This is a genomic window from Streptomyces sp. NPDC042364 (genome assembly GCF_056437585.1).
In genome coordinates this window covers 147,043-166,566 of record NZ_JBWKAJ010000009.1, presented here as the reverse complement: position 1 = coordinate 166,566, position 19,524 = coordinate 147,043, and the positions used below count along the sequence as shown (strand labels likewise).

At 71.1% G+C, this 19,524-nt stretch carries 13 protein-coding genes; 10 read left to right on the top strand and 3 right to left on the bottom strand.

Going from position 1 to position 19,524, the window contains the following annotated elements; all coding sequences use genetic code 11:
* Positions 1-90: 90 nt before the first annotated feature.
* Positions 91-1,059, bottom strand: coding sequence for a CAP domain-containing protein (locus AC067N_RS20070; protein WP_478680240.1), 969 nt, complete (start codon positions 1,057-1,059; stop codon positions 91-93).
* 191 nt (positions 1,060-1,250) lie between these two features.
* On the opposite strand from AC067N_RS20070, the gene AC067N_RS20065 reads away from it, so the two are divergent.
* The 4 genes from AC067N_RS20065 (at position 1,251) to AC067N_RS20050 (ending at position 7,608) form a co-directional block, all read left to right on the top strand.
* The gene (locus AC067N_RS20065) at positions 1,251-1,532 is read left to right on the top strand and encodes an acylphosphatase (RefSeq protein WP_478680239.1); all 282 of its coding nucleotides are present in this window, start codon (positions 1,251-1,253) and stop codon (positions 1,530-1,532) included.
* A gap of 399 nt (positions 1,533-1,931) precedes the next feature.
* Positions 1,932-2,135, top strand: a complete 204-nt coding sequence (locus tag AC067N_RS20060) for a hypothetical protein (RefSeq protein ID WP_009327638.1) — start codon at positions 1,932-1,934, stop codon at positions 2,133-2,135.
* Positions 2,136-2,360: 225 nt separating this feature from the next.
* Positions 2,361-5,969, top strand: coding sequence for a chromosome segregation protein SMC (smc, locus tag AC067N_RS20055; RefSeq protein ID WP_478680238.1), 3,609 nt, complete (start codon positions 2,361-2,363; stop codon positions 5,967-5,969).
* Positions 5,970-6,189: 220 nt separating this feature from the next.
* On the top strand, positions 6,190-7,608 hold the full coding sequence (locus AC067N_RS20050) for a sugar porter family MFS transporter (RefSeq protein WP_478680237.1): 1,419 nt from the start codon (positions 6,190-6,192) through the stop codon (positions 7,606-7,608).
* Positions 7,609-7,732: 124 nt separating this feature from the next.
* On the opposite strand, the gene AC067N_RS20045 is transcribed toward AC067N_RS20050, so the two are convergent.
* On the bottom strand, positions 7,733-8,704 hold the full coding sequence (locus tag AC067N_RS20045) for an LLM class flavin-dependent oxidoreductase (protein ID WP_478680236.1): 972 nt from the start codon (positions 8,702-8,704) through the stop codon (positions 7,733-7,735).
* A 282-nt stretch (positions 8,705-8,986) separates the two neighbouring features.
* Here AC067N_RS20045 and ftsY point away from each other — a divergent pair, with 282 nt between their 5' ends.
* Positions 8,987-10,195, top strand: a complete 1,209-nt coding sequence (gene ftsY / locus AC067N_RS20040; RefSeq protein ID WP_478680235.1) for a signal recognition particle-docking protein FtsY — start codon at positions 8,987-8,989, stop codon at positions 10,193-10,195.
* Between the two features lie 270 nt (positions 10,196-10,465).
* Here ftsY and AC067N_RS20035 read toward each other — a convergent pair whose 3' ends face one another.
* Positions 10,466-11,116, bottom strand: a complete 651-nt coding sequence (locus tag AC067N_RS20035) for a bifunctional DNA primase/polymerase (protein WP_478680234.1) — start codon at positions 11,114-11,116, stop codon at positions 10,466-10,468.
* Between the two features lie 426 nt (positions 11,117-11,542).
* Here AC067N_RS20035 and nsdA point away from each other — a divergent pair, with 426 nt between their 5' ends.
* The 5 genes from nsdA (at position 11,543) to ffh (ending at position 19,363) form a co-directional block, all read left to right on the top strand.
* Positions 11,543-13,018 carry a transcriptional repressor NsdA gene (gene nsdA, locus AC067N_RS20030; RefSeq protein WP_478680233.1) on the top strand — a complete coding sequence of 492 codons (1,476 nt, stop codon included), beginning with the start codon at positions 11,543-11,545 and terminating at the stop codon, positions 13,016-13,018.
* Between the two features lie 517 nt (positions 13,019-13,535).
* The gene (locus AC067N_RS20025) at positions 13,536-14,831 is read left to right on the top strand and encodes an ammonium transporter (RefSeq protein WP_478680232.1); all 1,296 of its coding nucleotides are present in this window, start codon (positions 13,536-13,538) and stop codon (positions 14,829-14,831) included.
* Positions 14,828-15,166, top strand: a complete 339-nt coding sequence (locus AC067N_RS20020; RefSeq protein ID WP_003997576.1) for a P-II family nitrogen regulator — start codon at positions 14,828-14,830, stop codon at positions 15,164-15,166. Before AC067N_RS20025 ends, AC067N_RS20020 begins: the two co-directional genes overlap by 4 nt.
* Positions 15,167-15,192: 26 nt before the next feature.
* Positions 15,193-17,670 carry a [protein-PII] uridylyltransferase gene (locus AC067N_RS20015; protein ID WP_478680231.1) on the top strand — a complete coding sequence of 826 codons (2,478 nt, stop codon included), beginning with the start codon at positions 15,193-15,195 and terminating at the stop codon, positions 17,668-17,670.
* A 142-nt stretch (positions 17,671-17,812) separates the two neighbouring features.
* Positions 17,813-19,363 carry a signal recognition particle protein gene (gene ffh / locus AC067N_RS20010; protein ID WP_478680230.1) on the top strand — a complete coding sequence of 517 codons (1,551 nt, stop codon included), beginning with the start codon at positions 17,813-17,815 and terminating at the stop codon, positions 19,361-19,363.
* The last annotated feature ends 161 nt before the right edge of the window (positions 19,364-19,524 follow it).

The following is a 19,524-nucleotide window of genomic DNA, read 5'->3' as shown; positions in this document are numbered from 1 at the left end:
CGAGAATACTCCGAAGCAGCGCTAACCATAAGGTTGCACTAACCCAAGGTTAGCGCTCCGCCGGGTCTGCGGACGGGACGGGGGTACGGCTCAGTAGCCGAAGTCCTGCGTCCACCACGGGCCGCCGTCGCCCAGGTGCACACCCACGCCCAGCGTCTTGAAGTCGCAGTTCAGGATGTTCGCGCGGTGGCCGGGGCTGTTCATCCAGGCCTCCATGACCGCCTCGGCGGTCGCCTGGCCGCGGGCTATGTTCTCGCCGCCGAGACCGGTTACCCCGAGGGCGGCGGCGCGGTCCCAGGGGTCCTCGCCGTCGGGGTTGGTGTGGTCGAAGAAGCTGCGCAGGGCCATGTCCGCGCTGAACGCCTCGGCCAGCTTCGCCAGCGAGCTGTTCGCCGCGACCGGGCTGCAGCCGGCCTTGGCCCGCTCCTCGTTGACCAGCTGGAGGACGGCCGCCTCGGCCTGGGCCTCCGCGGAGATCTGCCCCGGAGGAACGCTCTTCTCCTCCTTCTCCTTGGGGGGCTTGGCGGACGGCTCCTTGGTCTTCTTCGAGCCCGAGTCCTTCTCCGGCTTCTTGTCGGGCTTCTCGGAGGGCGTCTTCGACGGGGACGGCGTCGCCGACGGCGAGGCCTCGCGCTCGGCGTCACGGCTGGTGGACTGGTCCTCGCGCTGCTGCTGCGCGGCACCGTCCGTACCGCCCTGCTGGGCCGGCGCGCCGGTGGGCGAGCCGGCGGGCACCACGGCGTCGGGGCTGCTGCCGCCGCTGACCGTGTACTTGTCGCCGCCCGGCAGGACTCCGGTGGCCACCGCGGCGGTGCCGATCGCGACGGCCGCGGAGACGCCGAGCAGGCCCGTCTTCACGGGCGTGGCGGCCTTCTTCTTACGGCGACGCGAGCCGCTCCCGCGTGACGCGGCCTTCGCGTCGGCCTCCAGGACCGCGGCGAACCCGTACAGGTTCTCCGGACCGTAGTGCGGCTCCTCGGCGGCGAATCCCGTGTTCGTGACCTCGGTGGCGCGGCCCCTGGCGGCGCGGCCGGCGGCGGAGCGTCGGTGGCGTCCCATGTCCTGGCCTTCCTCGTCCTTGCGATGTCCCTGCGTCGACGTTCGTGCACGCTGTCAACGTTGTGATCGTCGTCTTCACGAATCTCACACGAAGGAGTGAGTTTCATATGAGATTCATTGGGTGGGGACGGTACAGCATGGCGCCAGGGGAGGGAGAGACCCGGGAGACATTGGCCCGTTAGCGTGCACTCATGAGCGAGGATGTACGGCTGGTCGTCTGGGTGCGCGGACGGGTGCAAGGTGTGGGTTTCCGCTGGTTCACGCGGGCCAGGGCCCTGGAGATCGGCGGCCTGAGTGGTTTTGCTCTCAATTTGGCCGACGGGCGGGTGCAGGTGGTCGCCGAGGGCCCCCGTGGGGCGTGTCAAGGGCTGCTCGAGTGGCTCCAGAGTGACGACACGCCCGGGCGCGTGGACGGTGTCACCGAGATCTGGGACACACCCCGGGGTGGCTACGACGGCTTCGCCATCCGCTGAGGCCGACCGCGAAGCGGGGTGGCCGAGAGGGCCCAGGCGCGCCACAGGCATATGTCGGATGCATGTACAGAACCGAAATGTGCAGGTGGTTGCCAAGAAAGCGTCGTCATGGCAAGCTCCGCGACAAGGATGATCCCCCCGCCTCCGAAGGCCAGGAGGGGCCCCGGAACGCCGCAGCGCCGCCCGTTGAGGGCCGCGCGCCGCCGGGATGCCCGCCAATACGGGGCGTGATCGTGTTGACCGTCAAACTTTTTGGTGAGACGCTGAAAGCCCCGCGCACCTTAGCTGTTTGGCATGGAGAACGGCAGCAAAAACTCAACAGTGCCAAGCACCTCGGGTGCGATTCCCTCACGACCCACACCGCTTCGGGCGGTCACTCAGTGTGGAGGACCATCCATCATGGCAAAGGCGCTTCTCGGTTACGTCGGCGGCTCCGACCCGCGACTCCTTGCCGAGATGCGACGGCTCCAGCAGCGCGTCCAGGACCTGGAATCCGAGCTCGTACGGATCCAGGCGGAGAACGACGCGCTGACGGCTGCCGCTTCTCACGACTCGCTTATGGAGAGCATCGACGCACACCAGGCGGAGCCTGCGCTCACCTGATCACTGCATCGCATCGCACCACTACGACAGCAGTGGTTGGGCTGCCCGTATCAACCGCTAAGTTGTCAGATCTGCAAGGGACGCCTTCCCGAGGCGTCCCTTCTTTCTTCCCCCCGCGCTTCGGTGTTCCCCCCACACTCTTAACGTCTGATGTGCCCTGCACGTTCATGGGCGAAACCGCGCGCTCATGGAGTGAGACAAGGCCGAGAGGTAAAGTCCAGCGCCGTGCACCTCAAGGCCCTGACCCTCCGCGGGTTCAAGTCGTTCGCCTCGGCCACCACGCTCCGGTTCGAGCCGGGCATCACGTGCGTCGTCGGGCCGAACGGTTCGGGCAAGTCCAACGTGGTGGACGCGCTCAGCTGGGTCATGGGCGAGCAGGGCGCGAAGTCGCTGCGTGGCGGGAAGATGGAGGACGTCATCTTCGCCGGCACCACCGGGCGGCCCCCGCTCGGCCGCGCCGAGGTGTCCCTGACCATCGACAACTCCGACGGGGCCCTCCCCATCGAGTACTCCGAGGTCACCATCACGCGGATCATGTTCCGCAACGGCGGCAGCGAGTACCAGATCAACGGTGACACCTGCCGCCTCCTCGACATCCAGGAACTGCTCTCCGACTCCGGCATCGGCCGCGAGATGCACGTCATCGTCGGCCAGGGCCGGCTCGACTCCGTACTGCACGCCGATCCCATGGGCCGCCGCGCCTTCATCGAGGAAGCAGCCGGCGTCCTCAAGCACCGCAAGCGCAAGGAGAAGGCACTCCGGAAGCTGGACGCCATGCAGGCCAACCTGGCCCGGGTCCAGGACCTCACCGACGAACTCCGCCGCCAGCTCAAACCCCTCGGCCGCCAGGCCGCCGTCGCCCGCCGCGCCGCCGTCATCCAGGCCGACCTGCGCGACGCCCGCCTCCGCCTCCTCGCCGACGACCTCGTACGACTGCGTCAGGCGCTCAGGAACGAGATCGCCGACGAGGCCGCGCTCAAACAGCGCAAGGAGGCCGCCGAGACCGAGCTGAAGAAGGCGCTCCAGCGGGAGGCGCTCCTGGAGGACGAGGTACGACGGCTCACCCCGCGCCTCCAGCAGGCCCAGGAGACCTGGTACGAGCTGTCGCGGCTCGCCGAGCGAGTGCGCGGCACGATCTCCCTCGCCGACGCGCGCGTCAAGAGCGCCACCTCCGCCCCGCCCGAGGAACGACGCGGCCGCGACCCCGAGGACATGGAGCGCGAGGCCGCCCGAATCCGGGAGCAGGAGGCCGAACTCGAAGCGGCCCTCGAGGCCGCCGAGCGCGCCCTGGAGGACACGGTCGCCCACCGGGCCGACCTGGAGCGCGAGCTGGCCGCCGAGGAACGGCGCCTGAAGGACGTCGCCCGCTCCATCGCCGACCGTCGCGAGAGCCTCGCCCGCCTGGGCGGCCAGGTCAACGCCGCCCGTTCCCGCGCCGCCTCGGCCCGGGCCGAGATCGACCGGCTCGCCGCCGCCCGCGACGAGGCACAGGAACGTGCCGTCGCCGCCCAGGAGGAGTACGAGGCGCTGAAGGCCGAGGTCGACGGCCTCGACGCCGACGACACCGAACTCGCCGAGCAGCATGAGGCCGCCAAGCGCGCACTCGCCGAGGCGGAGTCCGCCCTCACTGCCGCCCGTGAGGCGGCCACCGCCGCCGAGCGCCACCGCGCCGCCACCCAGGCCCGCCACGAGGCCCTCGCCCTGGGCCTGCGCCGCAAGGACGGCACGGGCGCCCTGCTCGCCGCCAAGGACCGGCTCGGCGGAGTGCTGGGTCCGGCCGCGGAGCTGCTGACGGTGACTCCCGGCCATGAGGTCGCCCTGGCGGCCGCGTTCGGCGCGGCGGCCGACGCCATCGCCGTGACCAGCCCCGTCTCCGCCGCCGAGGCCATCCGGCTGCTCCGCAAGCAGGACGCCGGCCGCGCGGCCCTGCTGCTGGCGGGAGCCCCGGAGGAACCCGGTTCCCCAAGGGGCGAGGGCAACAGCGCGACCGGCCCCGACGCGGACCACACCCGGCCGCTCGCGGCACCCCCCTCCGGCCAGTTCGCCGCCGACCTGGTCCGGGGCCCCGCGGAGCTGATGCCCGCCGTACGCCGCCTGCTCCACCGCATCGTCGTGGTGGGCACCCTGGAGGACGCCGAGGACCTCGTCTACGCCCGCCCCGACCTCACCGCCGTCACCGCCGAGGGAGACCTGCTCGGCGCGCACTTCGCGCACGGCGGTTCCGCGGGGGCGCCCAGCCTTCTGGAGGTACAGGCCTCCGTCGACGAGGCGGCGGCGGAGCTGGAGGAGCTGGCCGTACGGTGCGAGGAGCTGGCCGAGGCCCAGCGGGCCGCGGCCGAACTGCGCCGGGAGCGGGCCGCACTCGTGGAGGAGCTGGGGGAGCGGCGCCGGGCGGCCGAGCGGGAGAAGTCGGCGGTGGCCCAGCAGCTCGGGCGGCTCGCCGGGCAGGCGCGGGGTGCCGCGGGGGAGGCCGAGCGGTCCACCGCCGCTGCCGCGCGGGCCCAGGAGGCGCTCGACAGGGCCGTCGAGGAAGCCGAGGAGCTGGCCGAGCGGCTGGCCGTGGCCGAGGAGATGCCGGTCGAGGAGGAGCCCGACACCTCCGTACGGGACCGGCTCGCGGCGGACGGGGCGAACGCGCGGCAGACCGAGATGGAGGCCCGGCTCCAGGTGCGCACGCACGAGGAGCGGGTCAAGGGACTGGCCGGACGCGCCGACTCGCTCGACCGGGCCGCGCGCGCCGAGCGGGAGGCGCGGGCCAGGGCCGAGGAGCGCAGGGCGCGGCTGCGGCACGAGGCGGCCGTGGCCGAGGCCGTCGCCTCCGGTGCCCGGCAGCTCCTCGCGCACGTCGAGGTCTCCCTCGTCCGCGCCGAGGCGGAACGTGCCGCCGCCGACACCGCCAAGGCGCGCCGGGAGCAGGAGCTGGCGCAGGCGCGCACCGAGGGGCGCGATCTCAAGGCCGAGCTGGACAAGCTGACCGACTCGGTGCACCGGGGCGAGGTGCTCGGCGCCGAGAAGCGGCTGCGGATAGAGCAGCTGGAGACCAGGGCGCTGGAGGAGCTGGGCGTCGAACCGGAGGGCCTGGTCGCGGAGTACGGCCCCGACCAGCTCGTACCGCCGTCACCGCCCGCAGAGGGCGAGGTGCTCCCGGAGGACCCGGAGCATCCCCGCAACCAGCCCAGGACGTTCCACCGCGCCGAGCAGGAGAAGCGGCTCAGGGCGGCCGAGCGGGCGTACCAGCAGCTCGGCAAGGTGAATCCGCTGGCGCTTGAGGAGTTCGCGGCGCTGGAGGAACGCCACAAGTTCCTCAGCGAGCAGCTGGACGACCTGAAGAAGACCCGCGCCGATCTCCTCCAGGTGGTGAAGGAGGTCGACGAGCGGGTCGAGCAGGTCTTCACCGAGGCATACCGGGACACCGCGCGGGAGTTCGAGGGCGTCTTCAGCCGGTTGTTCCCGGGCGGCGAGGGGCGCCTTGTCCTCACCGACCCCGACAACATGCTCACCACCGGCGTCGACGTCGAGGCCCGTCCGCCCGGCAAGAAGGTCAAGCGGCTGTCGCTGCTCTCCGGTGGCGAGCGCTCCCTGACCGCGGTCGCCATGCTGGTGTCGATCTTCAAGGCGCGGCCCAGTCCGTTCTATGTGATGGACGAGGTCGAGGCGGCGCTCGACGACACCAACCTCCAGCGGCTGATCCGGATCATGCAGGAGCTGCAGGAGGCGTCCCAGCTGATCGTGATCACGCACCAGAAGCGGACGATGGAGGTCGCCGACGCGCTGTACGGCGTGTCGATGCAGGGCGACGGTGTGTCGAAGGTCATCAGCCAGCGACTGCGTTAACGGTTTTCAGGTCGGGGTAGACGGGGTCCGGGCGCGTGGTTGCCCCGGGCCCCTAACTCTGCTGTCGCAGTTGCCACTTCTTCAATACTTGAACTCAATCTCCTTACTTGGCGTCCACTCGCGTAGTAATCGCTTGCACTCACCCCCCTCTTGACTTCGATACTTGAAGGCATAGTCTCTGCAAAGTCGTTCTTACCTTCAGAGCGGAAGGTCCCCCCACGTGACCAGCACAGCGCAGGCATCCACGGCAGGAGCCCGGGCAGCCCATCCCGAGCATCTCTCGCACGTGATCTTCATCGCGGCGGCAGCCGCGATGGGCGGCTTCCTCTTCGGCTACGACAGCGCCGTGATCAACGGCGCCGTCGAGGCGATCAGGGACCGCTACGACATCGGCTCCACAGCACTGGCCCAGGTGATCGCCATCGCGCTGATCGGCTGCGCCGTCGGCGCGGCCACCGCCGGCCGCATAGCCGACCGCATCGGCCGCATCCGCTGCATGCAGATCGCGGCGGTCCTGTTCACGGTAAGTGCCGTCGGCTCCGCACTGCCCTTCGCGCTGTGGGACCTCGCCTTGTGGCGCGTCGTCGGCGGCTTCGCCATCGGCATGGCCTCGGTGATCGGCCCCGCCTACATCGCCGAGGTCGCCCCGGCCGCCTACCGGGGACGGCTCGGCTCGTTCCAGCAGGCCGCGATCGTCGTCGGTATCGCCGTGTCGCAGCTGGTCAACTGGGGAATCCTCAACGCGGCCGACGGCGACCAGCGCGGTCGACTGCTGGGCCTGGAGGCCTGGCAGGTCATGCTCGGCGTCATGGTCGTCCCGGCCGTCCTCTACGGCCTGCTCTCCTTCGCCATCCCCGAGTCCCCGCGCTTCCTGATCTCCGTGGGCAAGCGCGAGCGCGCCCGTGAGGTGCTCGCCGAGGTCGAGGGCGACGGCACCGACCTGGACGCCCGGGTCGCCGAGATCGAGTCGGCGATGCGCAGCGAGCACAAGTCGTCCTTCAGGGACCTGCTCGGCGGCAGCCTCCTGTTCAAGCCGATCGTCTGGATCGGTATCGGCCTGTCTGTGTTTCAGCAGTTCGTCGGCATCAACGTCGCCTTCTACTACTCCGCGACGCTGTGGCAGTCCGTCGGCGTCGACCCGACCGAGTCGTTCTTCTACTCCTTCACGACGTCGATCATCAACATCGTCGGCACGGTCATCGCGATGATCTTCGTGGACCGTGTCGGCCGCAAGCCGCTCGCCCTCATCGGCTCCCTCGGCATGACGCTCGGTCTCGCCCTGGAGGCCTGGGCCTTCTCCTCCGACCTCGTCGACGGCAAGCTCCCGGCGACCCAGGGCTGGGTCGCCCTGATCGCCGCACATGTCTTCGTGCTCTTCTTCGCCCTGTCCTGGGGTGTGGTCGTCTGGGTCATGCTCGGCGAGATGTTCCCGAACAGGATCCGCGCCGCCGCGCTGGGCGTGGCAGCCTCCGCGCAGTGGATCGCCAACTGGGCCATCACCGCGAGTTTCCCGTCCCTGGCCGACTGGAACCTCTCCCTGACCTATGTGATCTACACGGTCTTCGCCGCGCTCTCCATCCCGTTCGTCCTGAAGTTCGTGCAGGAGACGAAGGGCAAGGCCCTGGAGGAAATGGGCTGACCCGGCCCCCGAACCCGAGGAGCAGGGCCAAGTCCCCGCTGCCCCGCTCCTCGTACCCCACCGCCGCCCCGGCCCGACCACTGAGCGGACCGGGGCGGCGGTGTACCCGCTGCAGGCGGGGCCGTCAGCCGTCCAGCCGGGGCAGCACCCGCTCGGCGAACAGCCGGAGCCCCCGCCAGCCCTCCTCCACGGGCATCCCGCCCGCCAGCGGATGCAGGACGTAGCTGTCGAGGCCCAGCGTCACGCACTCGTCCGGCGTCACGATCCGGTACACGCCCTCCGCGCGCAGTTCGTCCACCGTCGTCGCCCCCGACCGGACGGCCGACCGGATCCCCGGCGACTGCCACGAGGCGTACGTCCGCGCCTCGTGCAGGAAGTGCCCGCCGTACTCGGCCCACGCGCGGTCCGGATCCTCCGCCACGTGCAGCAACGGCGTCTCGGCCGCGGGCATCATCGTCCAGCCGGAGGTGCCGTACTCCACGAGCCGCTCCTTGTAGTACGCCTCCAGCTCCGGCAGGTGCGCGCTCGGGAAGAACGGCAGCCCGAGCCGGGCCGCCCGCCGGGCCGCGGCCTTCGACGAACCGCCGACCAGCAGCAACGGATGCGGCTCGGTGGCCGGCCGCGGGGTGACACGGACCGTGCGGCCCCGGAAGGTGAAAGGCTCCCCGGTCCAGGCCCGAAGCAGGGTCTCCAGCACCTCGTCCTGGAGCCTGCCCCTGCTCTTCCAGTCCACGTCGAACTGGGCGTACTCCTCCGGCCGGTACCCGATCCCCGCCACCGTCACCAGCCGCCCGCCGCTCACCAGGTCCAGCACGGCGATCTCCTCCGCCAGCCGCAAAGGGTCGTGGAGCGGCCCGATCACCGCCGACACGGTCACCGCGATCCGCCGCGTCGCCCCGAACACCGCGCCCGCGAACACGAACGGCACCGGCAGCCAGTTGTTCTCGACCCCGTGGTGCTCCTCCGTCTGCACGGTGCCGATGCCCCGCTCGTCGGCGTACGCCGCCATCTCCACGGCCGCCCGGTACCGGGCCCCCAGAGAAGCGGGCGTGGCACCGGGTTCGACCAGATTGAAACGGACGACCGTGACGGGCATGGGAGACCCCCTTCGGGCGGCTGTGGAGGGGGACGTTAGCTGACGAGGTGTCAGGTTTCCAGGGGAGAGTGTGCGACGGCCCACTGCATGGGCCGTCACACATCCGGGGGACGCTTCTCTGCGCACCCGACGGACCCCTTCGCATACTGGTCCCGTTGTGACTCCGCCCCTCAGGGGCTTTCGCCCGACGAGATGCCGGGCGGCGAGCCGGCCCGGCCCGTGGGGTAACCCCGACGTGCCCAGCGAACCGCCGGATGGGAGGTCGCGCATACTGGCCTAGTTATGGAAATCCTCATCCTTGCTGTAGTCATCGCCGTGGTCGTGCTCGGCGTGCTGGGCGGGCTCGTCGTCGGCAGCCGCAGGAAGAAGCCGCTGCCGCCGGCGCCCCCCACCACACCCGACATCACCGCGCCCCCGGCCGAGCCGCACGTCGGCGACGAGGCCGAGACCCCGCGCGACGAACCGCGCCGAACGATCGAGGAGGTGGACCTCCCGGACGCCTCGGCGACGGCGCCCGTCGCCGTCGAGGAACCCCCGGTCGTGGAGGTTCCCCCGATCGAGGTCCCGGAGCCGACCGCCGGCCGTCTGGTACGGCTGCGCGCCCGGCTCTCCCGCTCGCAGAACGCGCTCGGCAAGGGGCTGCTCACCCTGCTGTCGCGCGAGCACCTCGACGAGGAGACCTGGGAGGAGATCGAGGACACCCTCCTCACCGCCGACGTCGGTGTCCAGCCCACCCAGGAGCTGGTCGAACGACTGCGTGAACGCGTCAGGGTGCTCGGCACCCGGACCCCGGCCGAGCTGCGCGCCCTGCTGCGCGAGGAACTGCTCACGATCCTCGTCCCCGAGTTCGACCGCGCGGTCAACACCGACTCGCCGCTCGACACCCCGGGCATCGTGATGGTCGTCGGCGTCAACGGCACCGGCAAGACCACCACCACCGGCAAGCTGGCCCGGGTCCTCGTCGCCGACGGCAAGAACGTCGTCCTCGGCGCCGCCGACACCTTCCGTGCCGCCGCCGCCGACCAGCTCCAGACCTGGGGTGAGCGCGTCGGAGCGCGTACGGTGCGCGGTCCGGAGGGCGGCGACCCGGCCTCCATCGCCTTCGACGCCGTCAAGGAGGGCATCGAGGAGGGCGCCGACGCCGTTCTCATCGACACCGCCGGCCGGCTGCACACCAAGACCGGTCTGATGGACGAGCTCGGCAAGGTCAAGCGGGTCGTCGAGAAGCACGCCCCGCTCGACGAGGTGCTGCTCGTCCTCGACGCCACCACCGGCCAGAACGGCCTGGTCCAGGCCCGGGTCTTCGCCGAGGTCGTCGACATCACCGGCATCGTCCTCACCAAGCTGGACGGCACCGCCAAGGGCGGCATCGTCATCGCGGTCCAGCGTGAGCTGGGCGTGCCCGTCAAGCTCGTCGGCCTGGGAGAGGGCCCGGACGACCTCGCGCCGTTCGAGCCGGAGGCGTTTGTTGACGCCCTTATCGGCGACTGACCACCACCTGTCACAGAGGCCCGTGGGAGACGAGGAGCGCCCGCCCCCGAGACCGCAGAGGGGGGACGGGCGCTTCGTGGTGTACGGGGTGCCTGGGCTTCTGGTGCCGCGGCAGGCAACGTTTGCCCGTCAAGGAGCGGCGTCTGGTGCGTGCTCTCGGCGTGCCGGGCGCAAGCCCTCGTACTGGACCGTACTCGGGCTTGTGCCCGGTGCGGCGAGAGTGCGTGCAGGGCGTCGCGACGGGGCGAACGCCGCCTGTTGCGGCACTAGCTAGGCCCGCGACCGGTGTGCCACGTACGCCAGGGTGCCCAGCAGCAGCCGCGCGGCCGGCGGCCTCGTCGCCGAGTCGAGCGCGGGGGAGCGGAGCCAGCGGACCGGGCCGAGGCCGCCCCGGTCGGAGGGCGGGGCGGTGATGTGGGTGCCGGGACCGAGACCATGCAGATCGAGGGCGGACGGGTCGTCCCAGCCCATGCGGTACAGCAGCTCCGGCAGCTCGGCGGCGGCACCGGGGGCGACGAGGAAGTGGGCGCGACCCTGGGGGGTGGCGATCACGGGGCCGAGCGGCAGACCCATGCGTTCGAGCCGGACGAGCGCGTGCCGCCCGGCGGACTCGGCGACCTCGATCACGTCGAACGAGCGGCCGACCGGCAGCATGATCGAGGCGCCGGGGTGCTCGGCCCACGCTTCGGTCACCTCGTCGAGCGTGGCACCCGCGGGAACCGGGGGAGCGAAGCCGAGAGGATGCGCGCCGGGCGCGTCACAGGTCGTCGTGCCGCATGAGCACGCGCCCGAGGCCGCCCGTGCGCCGGGGGCGACGTCCCACCCCCACAGGCCGGTGAACTCGGCCACCGCCGTGCAGTCCGAGGAACGGCCGCGCCGCCCCGATCGCAACTCGCGAATGCCGCCGATCGTGAAGCCCATGCCCCCTCCAACGGGTCCGGCGCGCCGGTGGTTACGCCGCGGAAGTGATACGTGACGCTCTGTTTCCGCCGGGGCGGCGCACCGCGGCACCCGGCGGTGGTGCGGTCGTGGCGCGCGCCCTTGAGTGCATCGCTCCGCCTACCGCCGGCCGTCATGTGTCAAGTGAATCGCGCCCGGGCGACCGTTAGTTCATTCGAAGGGGTGGCGAATGGTGGCGTTTCTGGAATCACCGTGGCCGGACGCGTGATCGTGGGATTACTTTGAGTGCACGAATTCTGGGGATGCACGCGCTCGTGGGTATGCCGGAGGCAAGTCGTCTTTCCGTTCGACGGGTGACAACGGACGGACGTACGGCGCGGTAACCGGCATTCTGGTAGGGCTTGGCGCACACAGCGCACAAGTGGTTTCAGGGATGGGGGCGTTCCAGTGGGCGGCAACGGCGGAAGCGGCACGAACGCTGAGAAGCGCCCGAACGAACTGCTGGGCTCGTGGTTCGTCCGCAGCGGCTGGTCCAAGGGCGAACTCGCCCGCCAGGTGAACCGCCGCGCCCGCCAGCTCGGGGCCAACCACATCTCCACCGACACCTCGCGCGTACGGCGCTGGCTCGACGGGGAGAACCCGCGTGAGCCGATCCCGCGGATCCTGTCCGAGCTGTTCTCCGAGCGGTTCGGCTGCGTCGTCGCCGTCGAGGACCTGGGGCTGCGCGCGGCGCACCGGGCGCCGTCCGTGTCCGGCGTGGACCTGCCCTGGACGGGCCCGCAGACCGTGGCGCTGATCAGTGAGTTCTCGCGCAGCGACCTGATGCTGGCCCGGCGCGGCTTCCTCGGGAACTCACTGGCCCTGGCCGCCGGCCCGGCCCTCATCGAGCCGATGCAGCGCTGGCTCGTCCCCACGCTGCCCGCCCCGCGCGAGGAGCCCGAGCCGTCCCCCGCCGCGCGCCGCGGCGGCCGTCTCTCCAAACCCGAGCTGGACCTCCTGGAGTCCACCACGGTGATGTTCCGTCAGTGGGACGCCCAGTGCGGGGGCGGCCTGCGGCGCAAGGCGGTCGTCGGCCAGCTGCACGAGGTCACGGACCTCCTCCAGGAGCCCCAGCCCGAGGCCACCAACAGGCGTCTGTTCAAGGTCGCCGCGGAGCTGGCGGAGCTGGCCGGCTGGATGAGCTACGACATCGGCCTGCAGCCCACCGCCCAGAAGTACTTCGTCCTCGCCCTCCATGCGGCGAAGGAAGCGGGCGACAAGCCCCTCGGCTCCTATGTGCTGTCCAGCATGAGCCGCCAGATGATCCACCTCGGCAGGCCCGACGACGCGCTCGAACTGATCCACCTCGCCCAGTACGGCAGCCGCGACTGCGCGAGCCCGCGCACCCAGGCGATGCTGTATGCGATGGAGGCCCGCGCCTACGCCAACATGGGACAGCCCGGCAAGTGCAAGAGGGCCGTAAGGATGGCGGAGGACACCTTCGCCGACGCCGAGGAATGGGACGAGCCGGACCCCGACTGGATCCGCTTCTTCACCGAGGCCGAACTGCACGGCGAGAACTCGCACTCCTACCGCGACCTCGCCTACGTCGCCGGCCGCAGCCCCACGTACGCCTCCCTGGCGGAACCCGTGATGAGCCGCGCGGTCGAGCTCTTCGCGAAGGACACCGATCACCAGCGGTCGTACGCGCTGAATCTCATCGGCATGGCCACGGTCCATCTGCTCCAGCGTGAACCCGAGCAGGGTGCCGAGCTGGCCCAGCAGGCCATGGCCGTCGCCAGGAAGGTCCGATCGGAGCGCCTCAACACCCGCATCCGCAAGACCGTCGACACGGCGGTACGCGATTTCGGCGACCTCGCCGAGGTCGTCGAACTCAGCGACCAGCTCGCCCTCCACCTCCCGGAGACCGCCGAGGCGGTCTGACCCGGCCCGGCCCGCCTACCCCGAGGGCCCCCGACTCCGGCCACGGCCGGTCATCCCTACTGCCCGACTCGGCTCCCCCATGCCAGGTCATCGGATGGCCGCCGTGGCCGGTCCCTTTGCATGACAACGGGATGGCCGGCGGGTGCGACGTGCTCCGACGCGCTCACCGCGCCGACGCGACCGGCGAGCCGCCGGTACGGCCCGCGCCGGGCGGGGCCGGGTGCACACGCTCGCCCCAGGGCGTCGGCCGGCTCGTTGCCCGAAGTTCCATCGGATACGAAGCCCGCCCCCGCTGAGCCGCCCGCAAGGGCCGGGCCCCGCGCGGCCTCAATCCGCCGTGACCTGCGATTCACGCGCTCGTAACGCGACATGCGGGTTCGTCACGTGCGGGAAACAATTCCAATCTCCCCGTGAAACGGTGCTGCGCCAATCTCCTGAGCACAGTCGGCCCTCCCCGATAGCTCCCCCAAGCTTCAGCATCCGCACGGGCCGTTCCGACCACGAGGAGATACCGGCATTGAACGGCACAGATACCGGATTCGTATTGATCAGTGCGGCGCTCGTCATGGTGATGACACCGGGCCTCGCGCTCTTCTACGGCGGCATGGTCCGGGCCAAGAGCGTGCTGAACATGCTGATGATGTCCTTCATCTCGCTGGGCATCGTCAGCATCCTGTGGGTGCTCTACGGCTACTCACTGACCTTCAGCGGTGACCAGGGCGGCTTCATCGGCAACCTGGACGCGATCGGCCTGAAGGGCATCGACATCGCGAGCACCGTCGACAGCTTCGTCGTCGGCGCCAACGACAAGCCGCACCAGATCGCCGCGTTCGCGTTCATCCTCTTCCAGATGCTGTTCGCGGTGATCACCCCCGCCCTGATGAGCGGCGCGCTCGCCGACCGCGTCAAGTTCAGCGCCTGGATGATCTTCATCGCGCTCTGGGTCACCCTGGTGTACTTCCCGGTCGCCCACTGGGTCTGGGCGACCGACGGCTGGCTCTTCAAGATGGGCGTCATCGACTTCGCCGGTGGTACCGCGGTCCACATCAACGCCGGTATCGGCGCGCTCGCCGCGGTCCTCGTCGTGGGCAAGCGGATCGGCTTCAAGAAGGACCCGATGCGGCCGCACAGCCTGCCGCTGGTCCTGATCGGTGCCGCCCTGCTGTGGTTCGGCTGGTTCGGCTTCAACGCCGGCTCGTGGCTCGGTGTCGACGGCACCACCGCCCGCATGGCGATCAACACCCAGATCGCGACCGCCGCGGCCATCATCGGCTGGCTGATCTACGAGCGCATCCGCCACGGCGCGTTCACCACCCTCGGTGCCTGCTCCGGCGCCGTCGCCGGCCTCGTCGCGATCACCCCGTCAGGCGGTCACGTCAACGCCTTCGGCGCCATCCTCATCGGCGTCGTCGCCGGTGCCGTCTGCTCCTGGGCGGTCAGCCTCAAGTACAAGCTCGGCTACGACGACTCCCTCGACGTCGTCGGCGTTCACCTGGTCGGCGGTGTCCTCGGCACCCTGATGGTCGGCTTCCTGGCCACCGACGGTGTGGGCGGCCTCGACCAGTTCGGCAAGCAGGCCACGGGCGCCTTCTCCGTCATGGGCTACACCTTCGTGGTGACCTGGATCATCGCCTTCGCCATCCAGAAGACGATCGGCTTCCGCGCCTCCGAGGAGGACGAGGTCACGGGTGTCGACCAGGCCCTGCACGCCGAGACCGCGTACGACTTCAGCTCGGCCGCCGGTTCGCACATCTCCGCCAGCGCCACGAGCACCGTGGCCGCCGCCACCCAGAGCAAGAAGGTCGAGGCATGAAGCTGATCACCGCCGTCGTCAAGCCCCACCGGCTCGACGAGATCAAGGAAGCGCTGCAGGCCTTCGGGGTGCACGGACTTACGGTCACCGAGGCCAGTGGATACGGTCGGCAGCGGGGACACACCGAGGTGTACCGCGGCGCCGAGTACACGGTCGACCTGGTTCCCAAGATCCGGATCGAGGTGCTGGCCGAGGACGACGACGCCGAGCAGCTGATCGACGTCATCGTCAAGGCCGCCCGCACCGGCAAGATCGGTGACGGCAAGGTCTGGTCCCTCCCGGTCGAGACGGCCGTACGGGTCCGGACGGGCGAGCGCGGCCCGGACGCGCTCTGACCGAACAGAAGAACAGGAGTCACTGGGTGACGAGTACGGACGAACGTACGGATGCAGAGGACTCGGGACCCAGCGGCTACGCGGCGGCCCGGCTGCGCCTCCTCCAGGAGGGGGCGCGGTCCGGGCCGCCGCGCCGTGCTGCCCTCGCCGAGCTGACCGACGACTGGCTCGCCGGACTCTTCGGCGCGGGCGCCGGCGAACTGCGCGGTGTCTCCCTCGTCGCCGTCGGGGGATACGGGCGCGGCGAGCTCTCGCCCCGCAGCGACCTCGATCTGCTGCTCCTGCACGACGGGTCCGACGAGAAGGCCGTGGCCGCCCTCGCCGACCGCATCTGGTACCCGGTCTGGGACCTGGGGCTGGCCCTGGACCACTCGGTCCGCACCCCCGCGGAGGCCCGCAAGACCGCCGCCGAGGACCTCAAGGTGCAGTTGGGGCTGCTGGACGCCCGACACCTCGCCGGTGACCTCGGACTCACCGCCGGACTGCGCACCGCCGTCCTCGCCGACTGGCGCAACCAGGCGCCCAAACGCCTCCCCGAGCTCCAGGAGCTGTGCGCCGAGCGCGCCGAGCGGCAGGGGGAGCTGCAGTACCTCCTCGAACCCGACCTGAAGGAGGCGCGCGGCGGGTTGCGCGACGCCACCGCCCTCCGCGCGGTCGCCGCCTCCTGGCTCGCCGACGCCCCGCGCGAGGGGCTCGCCGACGCCCGGCGCCGCCTCCTCGACGTACGGGACGCGCTGCACCTCACCACCGGGCGCGCGACCGACCGGCTCGCGCTCCAGGAACAGGACCAGGTCGCGGCCGACCTGGGGCTGCTGGACGCCGACACCCTGCTGCGCCAGGTGTACGAGGCCGCGCGGGTCATCTCCTACGCCAGCGACGTCACCTGGCGCGAAGTGGGGCGCGTGCTGCGTTCGCGCGCCGTGCGGCCCCGGCTGCGCGCCATGTTGGGTGGGGGCAAGTCGGTCGCGGAGCGGTCACCGCTGGCCGAGGGTGTGGTCGAACAGGACGGCGAGGTCGTGCTCGCGCGTGCCGCCCGGCCCGAACGTGACCCGGTGCTGCCGCTGCGCGCCGCCGCCGCTGCCGCCCAGGCCGGACTGCCGCTGTCCCTGCACGCCGTACGGCGGCTCGCGGCCACCGCCCGCCCGCTGCCCACGCCCTGGCCCGCCGAGGCCAGGGAGCAGCTCGTCACGCTGCTGGGTTCCGGACGGCCGACCGTCGACGTCTGGGAGGCCCTGGAGGCCGAGGGGCTCATCACACGACTGCTGCCGGACTGGGAGCGGGTCCGCTGCCGCCCGCAGCGCAACGCCGTCCACATCTGGACCGTCGACCGGCACCTCATCGAGACGGCCGTCCGCGCCGCCGCGCTGACCCGCCGGGTCCACCGACCCGACCTCCTCCTGGTCGCCGCGCTGCTGCACGACATCGGCAAGGGCTGGCCCGGCGACCACTCCGTGGCGGGGGAGATCATCGCCAAGGACGTGGCGGCCAGGATCGGCTTCGACCGCGAGGACGTGGCCGTGCTCTCCACTCTCGTCCGCCATCACCTGCTGCTCGTCGACACGGCAACCCGGCGTGACCTGGAGGACCCGGCCACCGTGCGGTCCGTGGCCGAGGCCGTCGGTTCGCCGGGCACCCTCGAACTGCTGCACGCCCTCACCGAGTCCGACGCCCTGGCCACCGGGCCGGCCGCCTGGTCGGCGTGGCGGGCCTCGCTCGTGTCCGACCTGGTCCAGCGGGTCGCCGCGCTGTTCGCCGGGGACGTCCCGGAGGAGCCGGAGCCCGCCGCGCCCACCGCCGAACAGGAGCGGCTCGCCGTCGAGGCGTTCCGCACCGGCGGGCCCGTGCTGTCGCTGCGCGCGCGGCCGGAGGTCGTGGCCGTGGCGAGCGAGGAGAAGGACGAGAAGGACGAGAAGGCCGAGAAGGCCGACCCGGAGCCGCTCGGTGTCGAGCTGCTCATCGCCGTACCCGACCAGCCGGGCGTCCTGCCCGCCGTCGCCGGCGTCCTCGCCATGCACCGGCTCACGGTGCGCACGGCGGAGCTCCGGGCACTCGACCTGCCGGACGGTGTCGAGGGCTCCGTCCTGCTGCTGGACTGGCGGGTCGCCGCCGAGTACGGCTCGCTGCCCCAGGCGGCCCGGCTCCGCGCCGACCTCGTACGGGCGCTGGAGGGCTCGCTGGACATCGCGGGGCGGCTCGCCGAGCGCGACGCCGCCTACCCGCGGCGCCGGGGCGTGGTCGCGCCCCCGCCGCGCGTGACGGTGGCCGCGGCCGCCTCCCGGCACGCGACCGTGATCGAGGTCCGAGCCCAGGACGCCCCCGGCCTGCTGCACCGCATCGGGCGGGCGCTGGAGGACGCGCGGGTGCGGGTGCGCAGCGCCCATGTGAGTACGCTCGGGGCCAACGCGGTGGACGCCTTCTACGTCACCGGCCGTGACGGCGCCCCCCTTCCGGGCGACGAGGCGGCCTCGCTGGCACGGAAGATGGAGGAGACGCTCCGCGGCTGAACCACGGGGTCACGGGGCCGGCTCCGCCCCCGTGGCCCCGGGTCGGGCACCGTTGTCCACAGGGGTGGAGACCCGACCACACCCAGACAGATACCCTGGAGGGCACGTCAGACTGCCCCCGACTCCGAGGACCGACACCGCCGTGTTCGATACGCTCTCCGATCGCCTCTCAGCGACTTTCAAGAACCTGCGGGGTAAGGGACGCCTCTCCGAGGCGGACATCGACGCCACGGCACGCGAGATCCGCATCGCGCTCCTCGAGGCGGACGTGGCCCTGCCGGTCGTCCGGGGCTTCATCAAGAACGTCAAGGAGCGCGCCCTCGGCGCCGAGGTCTCCAAGGCGCTGAACCCCGCCCAGCAGGTCCTCAAGATCGTCAACGAGGAGCTGGTCGGGATCCTCGGCGGCGAGACCCGCCGTCTCCGCTTCGCCAAGAACCCGCCGACCGTGATCATGCTGGCGGGTCTCCAGGGTGCCGGTAAGACGACTCTCGCGGGCAAGCTCGGCCGGTGGCTGAAGGAGCAGGGTCACTCCCCGCTGCTGGTCGCGTGCGACCTCCAGCGGCCGAACGCGGTGAACCAGCTGAGCGTCGTCGCCGAGCGCGCGGGTGTGGCGGTCTACGCCCCCGAGCCGGGCAACGGGGTGGGCGACCCGGTGAAGGTCGCCAAGGACTCCATCGAGTTCGCGAAGTCGAAGGTCCACGACATCGTGGTCGTCGACACCGCCGGCCGCCTGGGCATCGACCAGGAGATGATGCAGCAGGCGGCGGACATCCGGGACGCCGTCTCCCCGGACGAGATCCTCTTCGTCGTCGACGCGATGATCGGTCAGGACGCGGTGAACACCGCCGAGGCCTTCCGCGACGGTGTCGGCTTCGACGGCGTGGTGCTCTCCAAGCTCGACGGCGACGCCCGCGGCGGTGCCGCCCTGTCGATCCGCCAGGTCACCGGCAAGCCGATCATGTTCGCGTCGAACGGCGAGAAGCTCGACGAGTTCGACCAGTTCCACCCGGACCGGATGGCCTCCCGCATCCTCGACATGGGTGACCTGCTCACCCTGATCGAGCAGGCGGAGAAGACCTTCAGCCAGGAAGAGGCCGCCAAGATGGCCTCCAAGCTGGCGTCCAAGAAGGGGCAGGACTTCACCCTCGACGACTTCCTGGCCCAGATGGAGCAGGTCAGGAAGATGGGCAGCATCAGCAAGCTGCTCGGCATGCTGCCCGGCATGGGCCAGATCAAGGACCAGATCAACAACATCGACGAGCGCGACGTCGACCGTACCGCCGCGATCATCAAGTCGATGACCCCGGGCGAGCGCCAGGACCCGACGATCATCAACGGCTCCCGCCGGGCCCGTATCGCCAAGGGTTCCGGTGTCGAGGTCAGCGCCGTGAAGAACCTGGTCGAGCGGTTCTTCGAGGCCCGCAAGATGATGTCCCGCATGGCTCAGGGCGGCGGCATGCCCGGGATGCCGGGCATGCCTGGTATGGGCGGCGGCCCCGGCCGGTCCAAGAAGCAGCCCAGGAAGGCCAAGGGCAAGCAGCGCTCCGGCAACCCGATGAAGCGCAAGCAGCAGGAGCAGGAGGAGGCCGCCCGCCGGGCAGCCGCCGCCCAGGGCGGTGCCTTGGGCCTGCCGGGCCAGCAGGGCGGACCGGACTTCGAACTGCCGGACGAGTTCAAGAAGTTCATGGGCTGACCGGTCCGCCCGGGTCCGCGTTCGCGGCCGTATACGGCTCGGGTCCACGCACGCCACTGGGGGCGCCCTCCTCGCGGAGGGCGCCCCCAGTGGCGTGTCAGGTGTGGCGGCGGGCGCCGCGCGGTCGGCCGGGGGGTGTGGCCTGGCTGCGCGGCGCCCGG

Bases quoted from the DNA above. Each gene is read 5' to 3' on its own strand.
- AC067N_RS20070 (WP_478680240.1), bottom strand. From the start codon at position 1,059: ATGGGACGCCACCGACGCTCCGCCGCCGGCCGCGCCGCCAGGGGCCGC.
- AC067N_RS20065 (WP_478680239.1), top strand. From the start codon at position 1,251: ATGAGCGAGGATGTACGGCTGGTCGTCTGGGTGCGCGGACGGGTGCAA.
- AC067N_RS20060 (WP_009327638.1), top strand. From the start codon at position 1,932: ATGGCAAAGGCGCTTCTCGGTTACGTCGGCGGCTCCGACCCGCGACTC.
- AC067N_RS20045 (WP_478680236.1), bottom strand. From the start codon at position 8,704: ATGCCCGTCACGGTCGTCCGTTTCAATCTGGTCGAACCCGGTGCCACG.
- ftsY (WP_478680235.1), top strand. From the start codon at position 8,987: ATGGAAATCCTCATCCTTGCTGTAGTCATCGCCGTGGTCGTGCTCGGC.
- AC067N_RS20035 (WP_478680234.1), bottom strand. From the start codon at position 11,116: ATGGGCTTCACGATCGGCGGCATTCGCGAGTTGCGATCGGGGCGGCGC.
- AC067N_RS20020 (WP_003997576.1), top strand. From the start codon at position 14,828: ATGAAGCTGATCACCGCCGTCGTCAAGCCCCACCGGCTCGACGAGATC.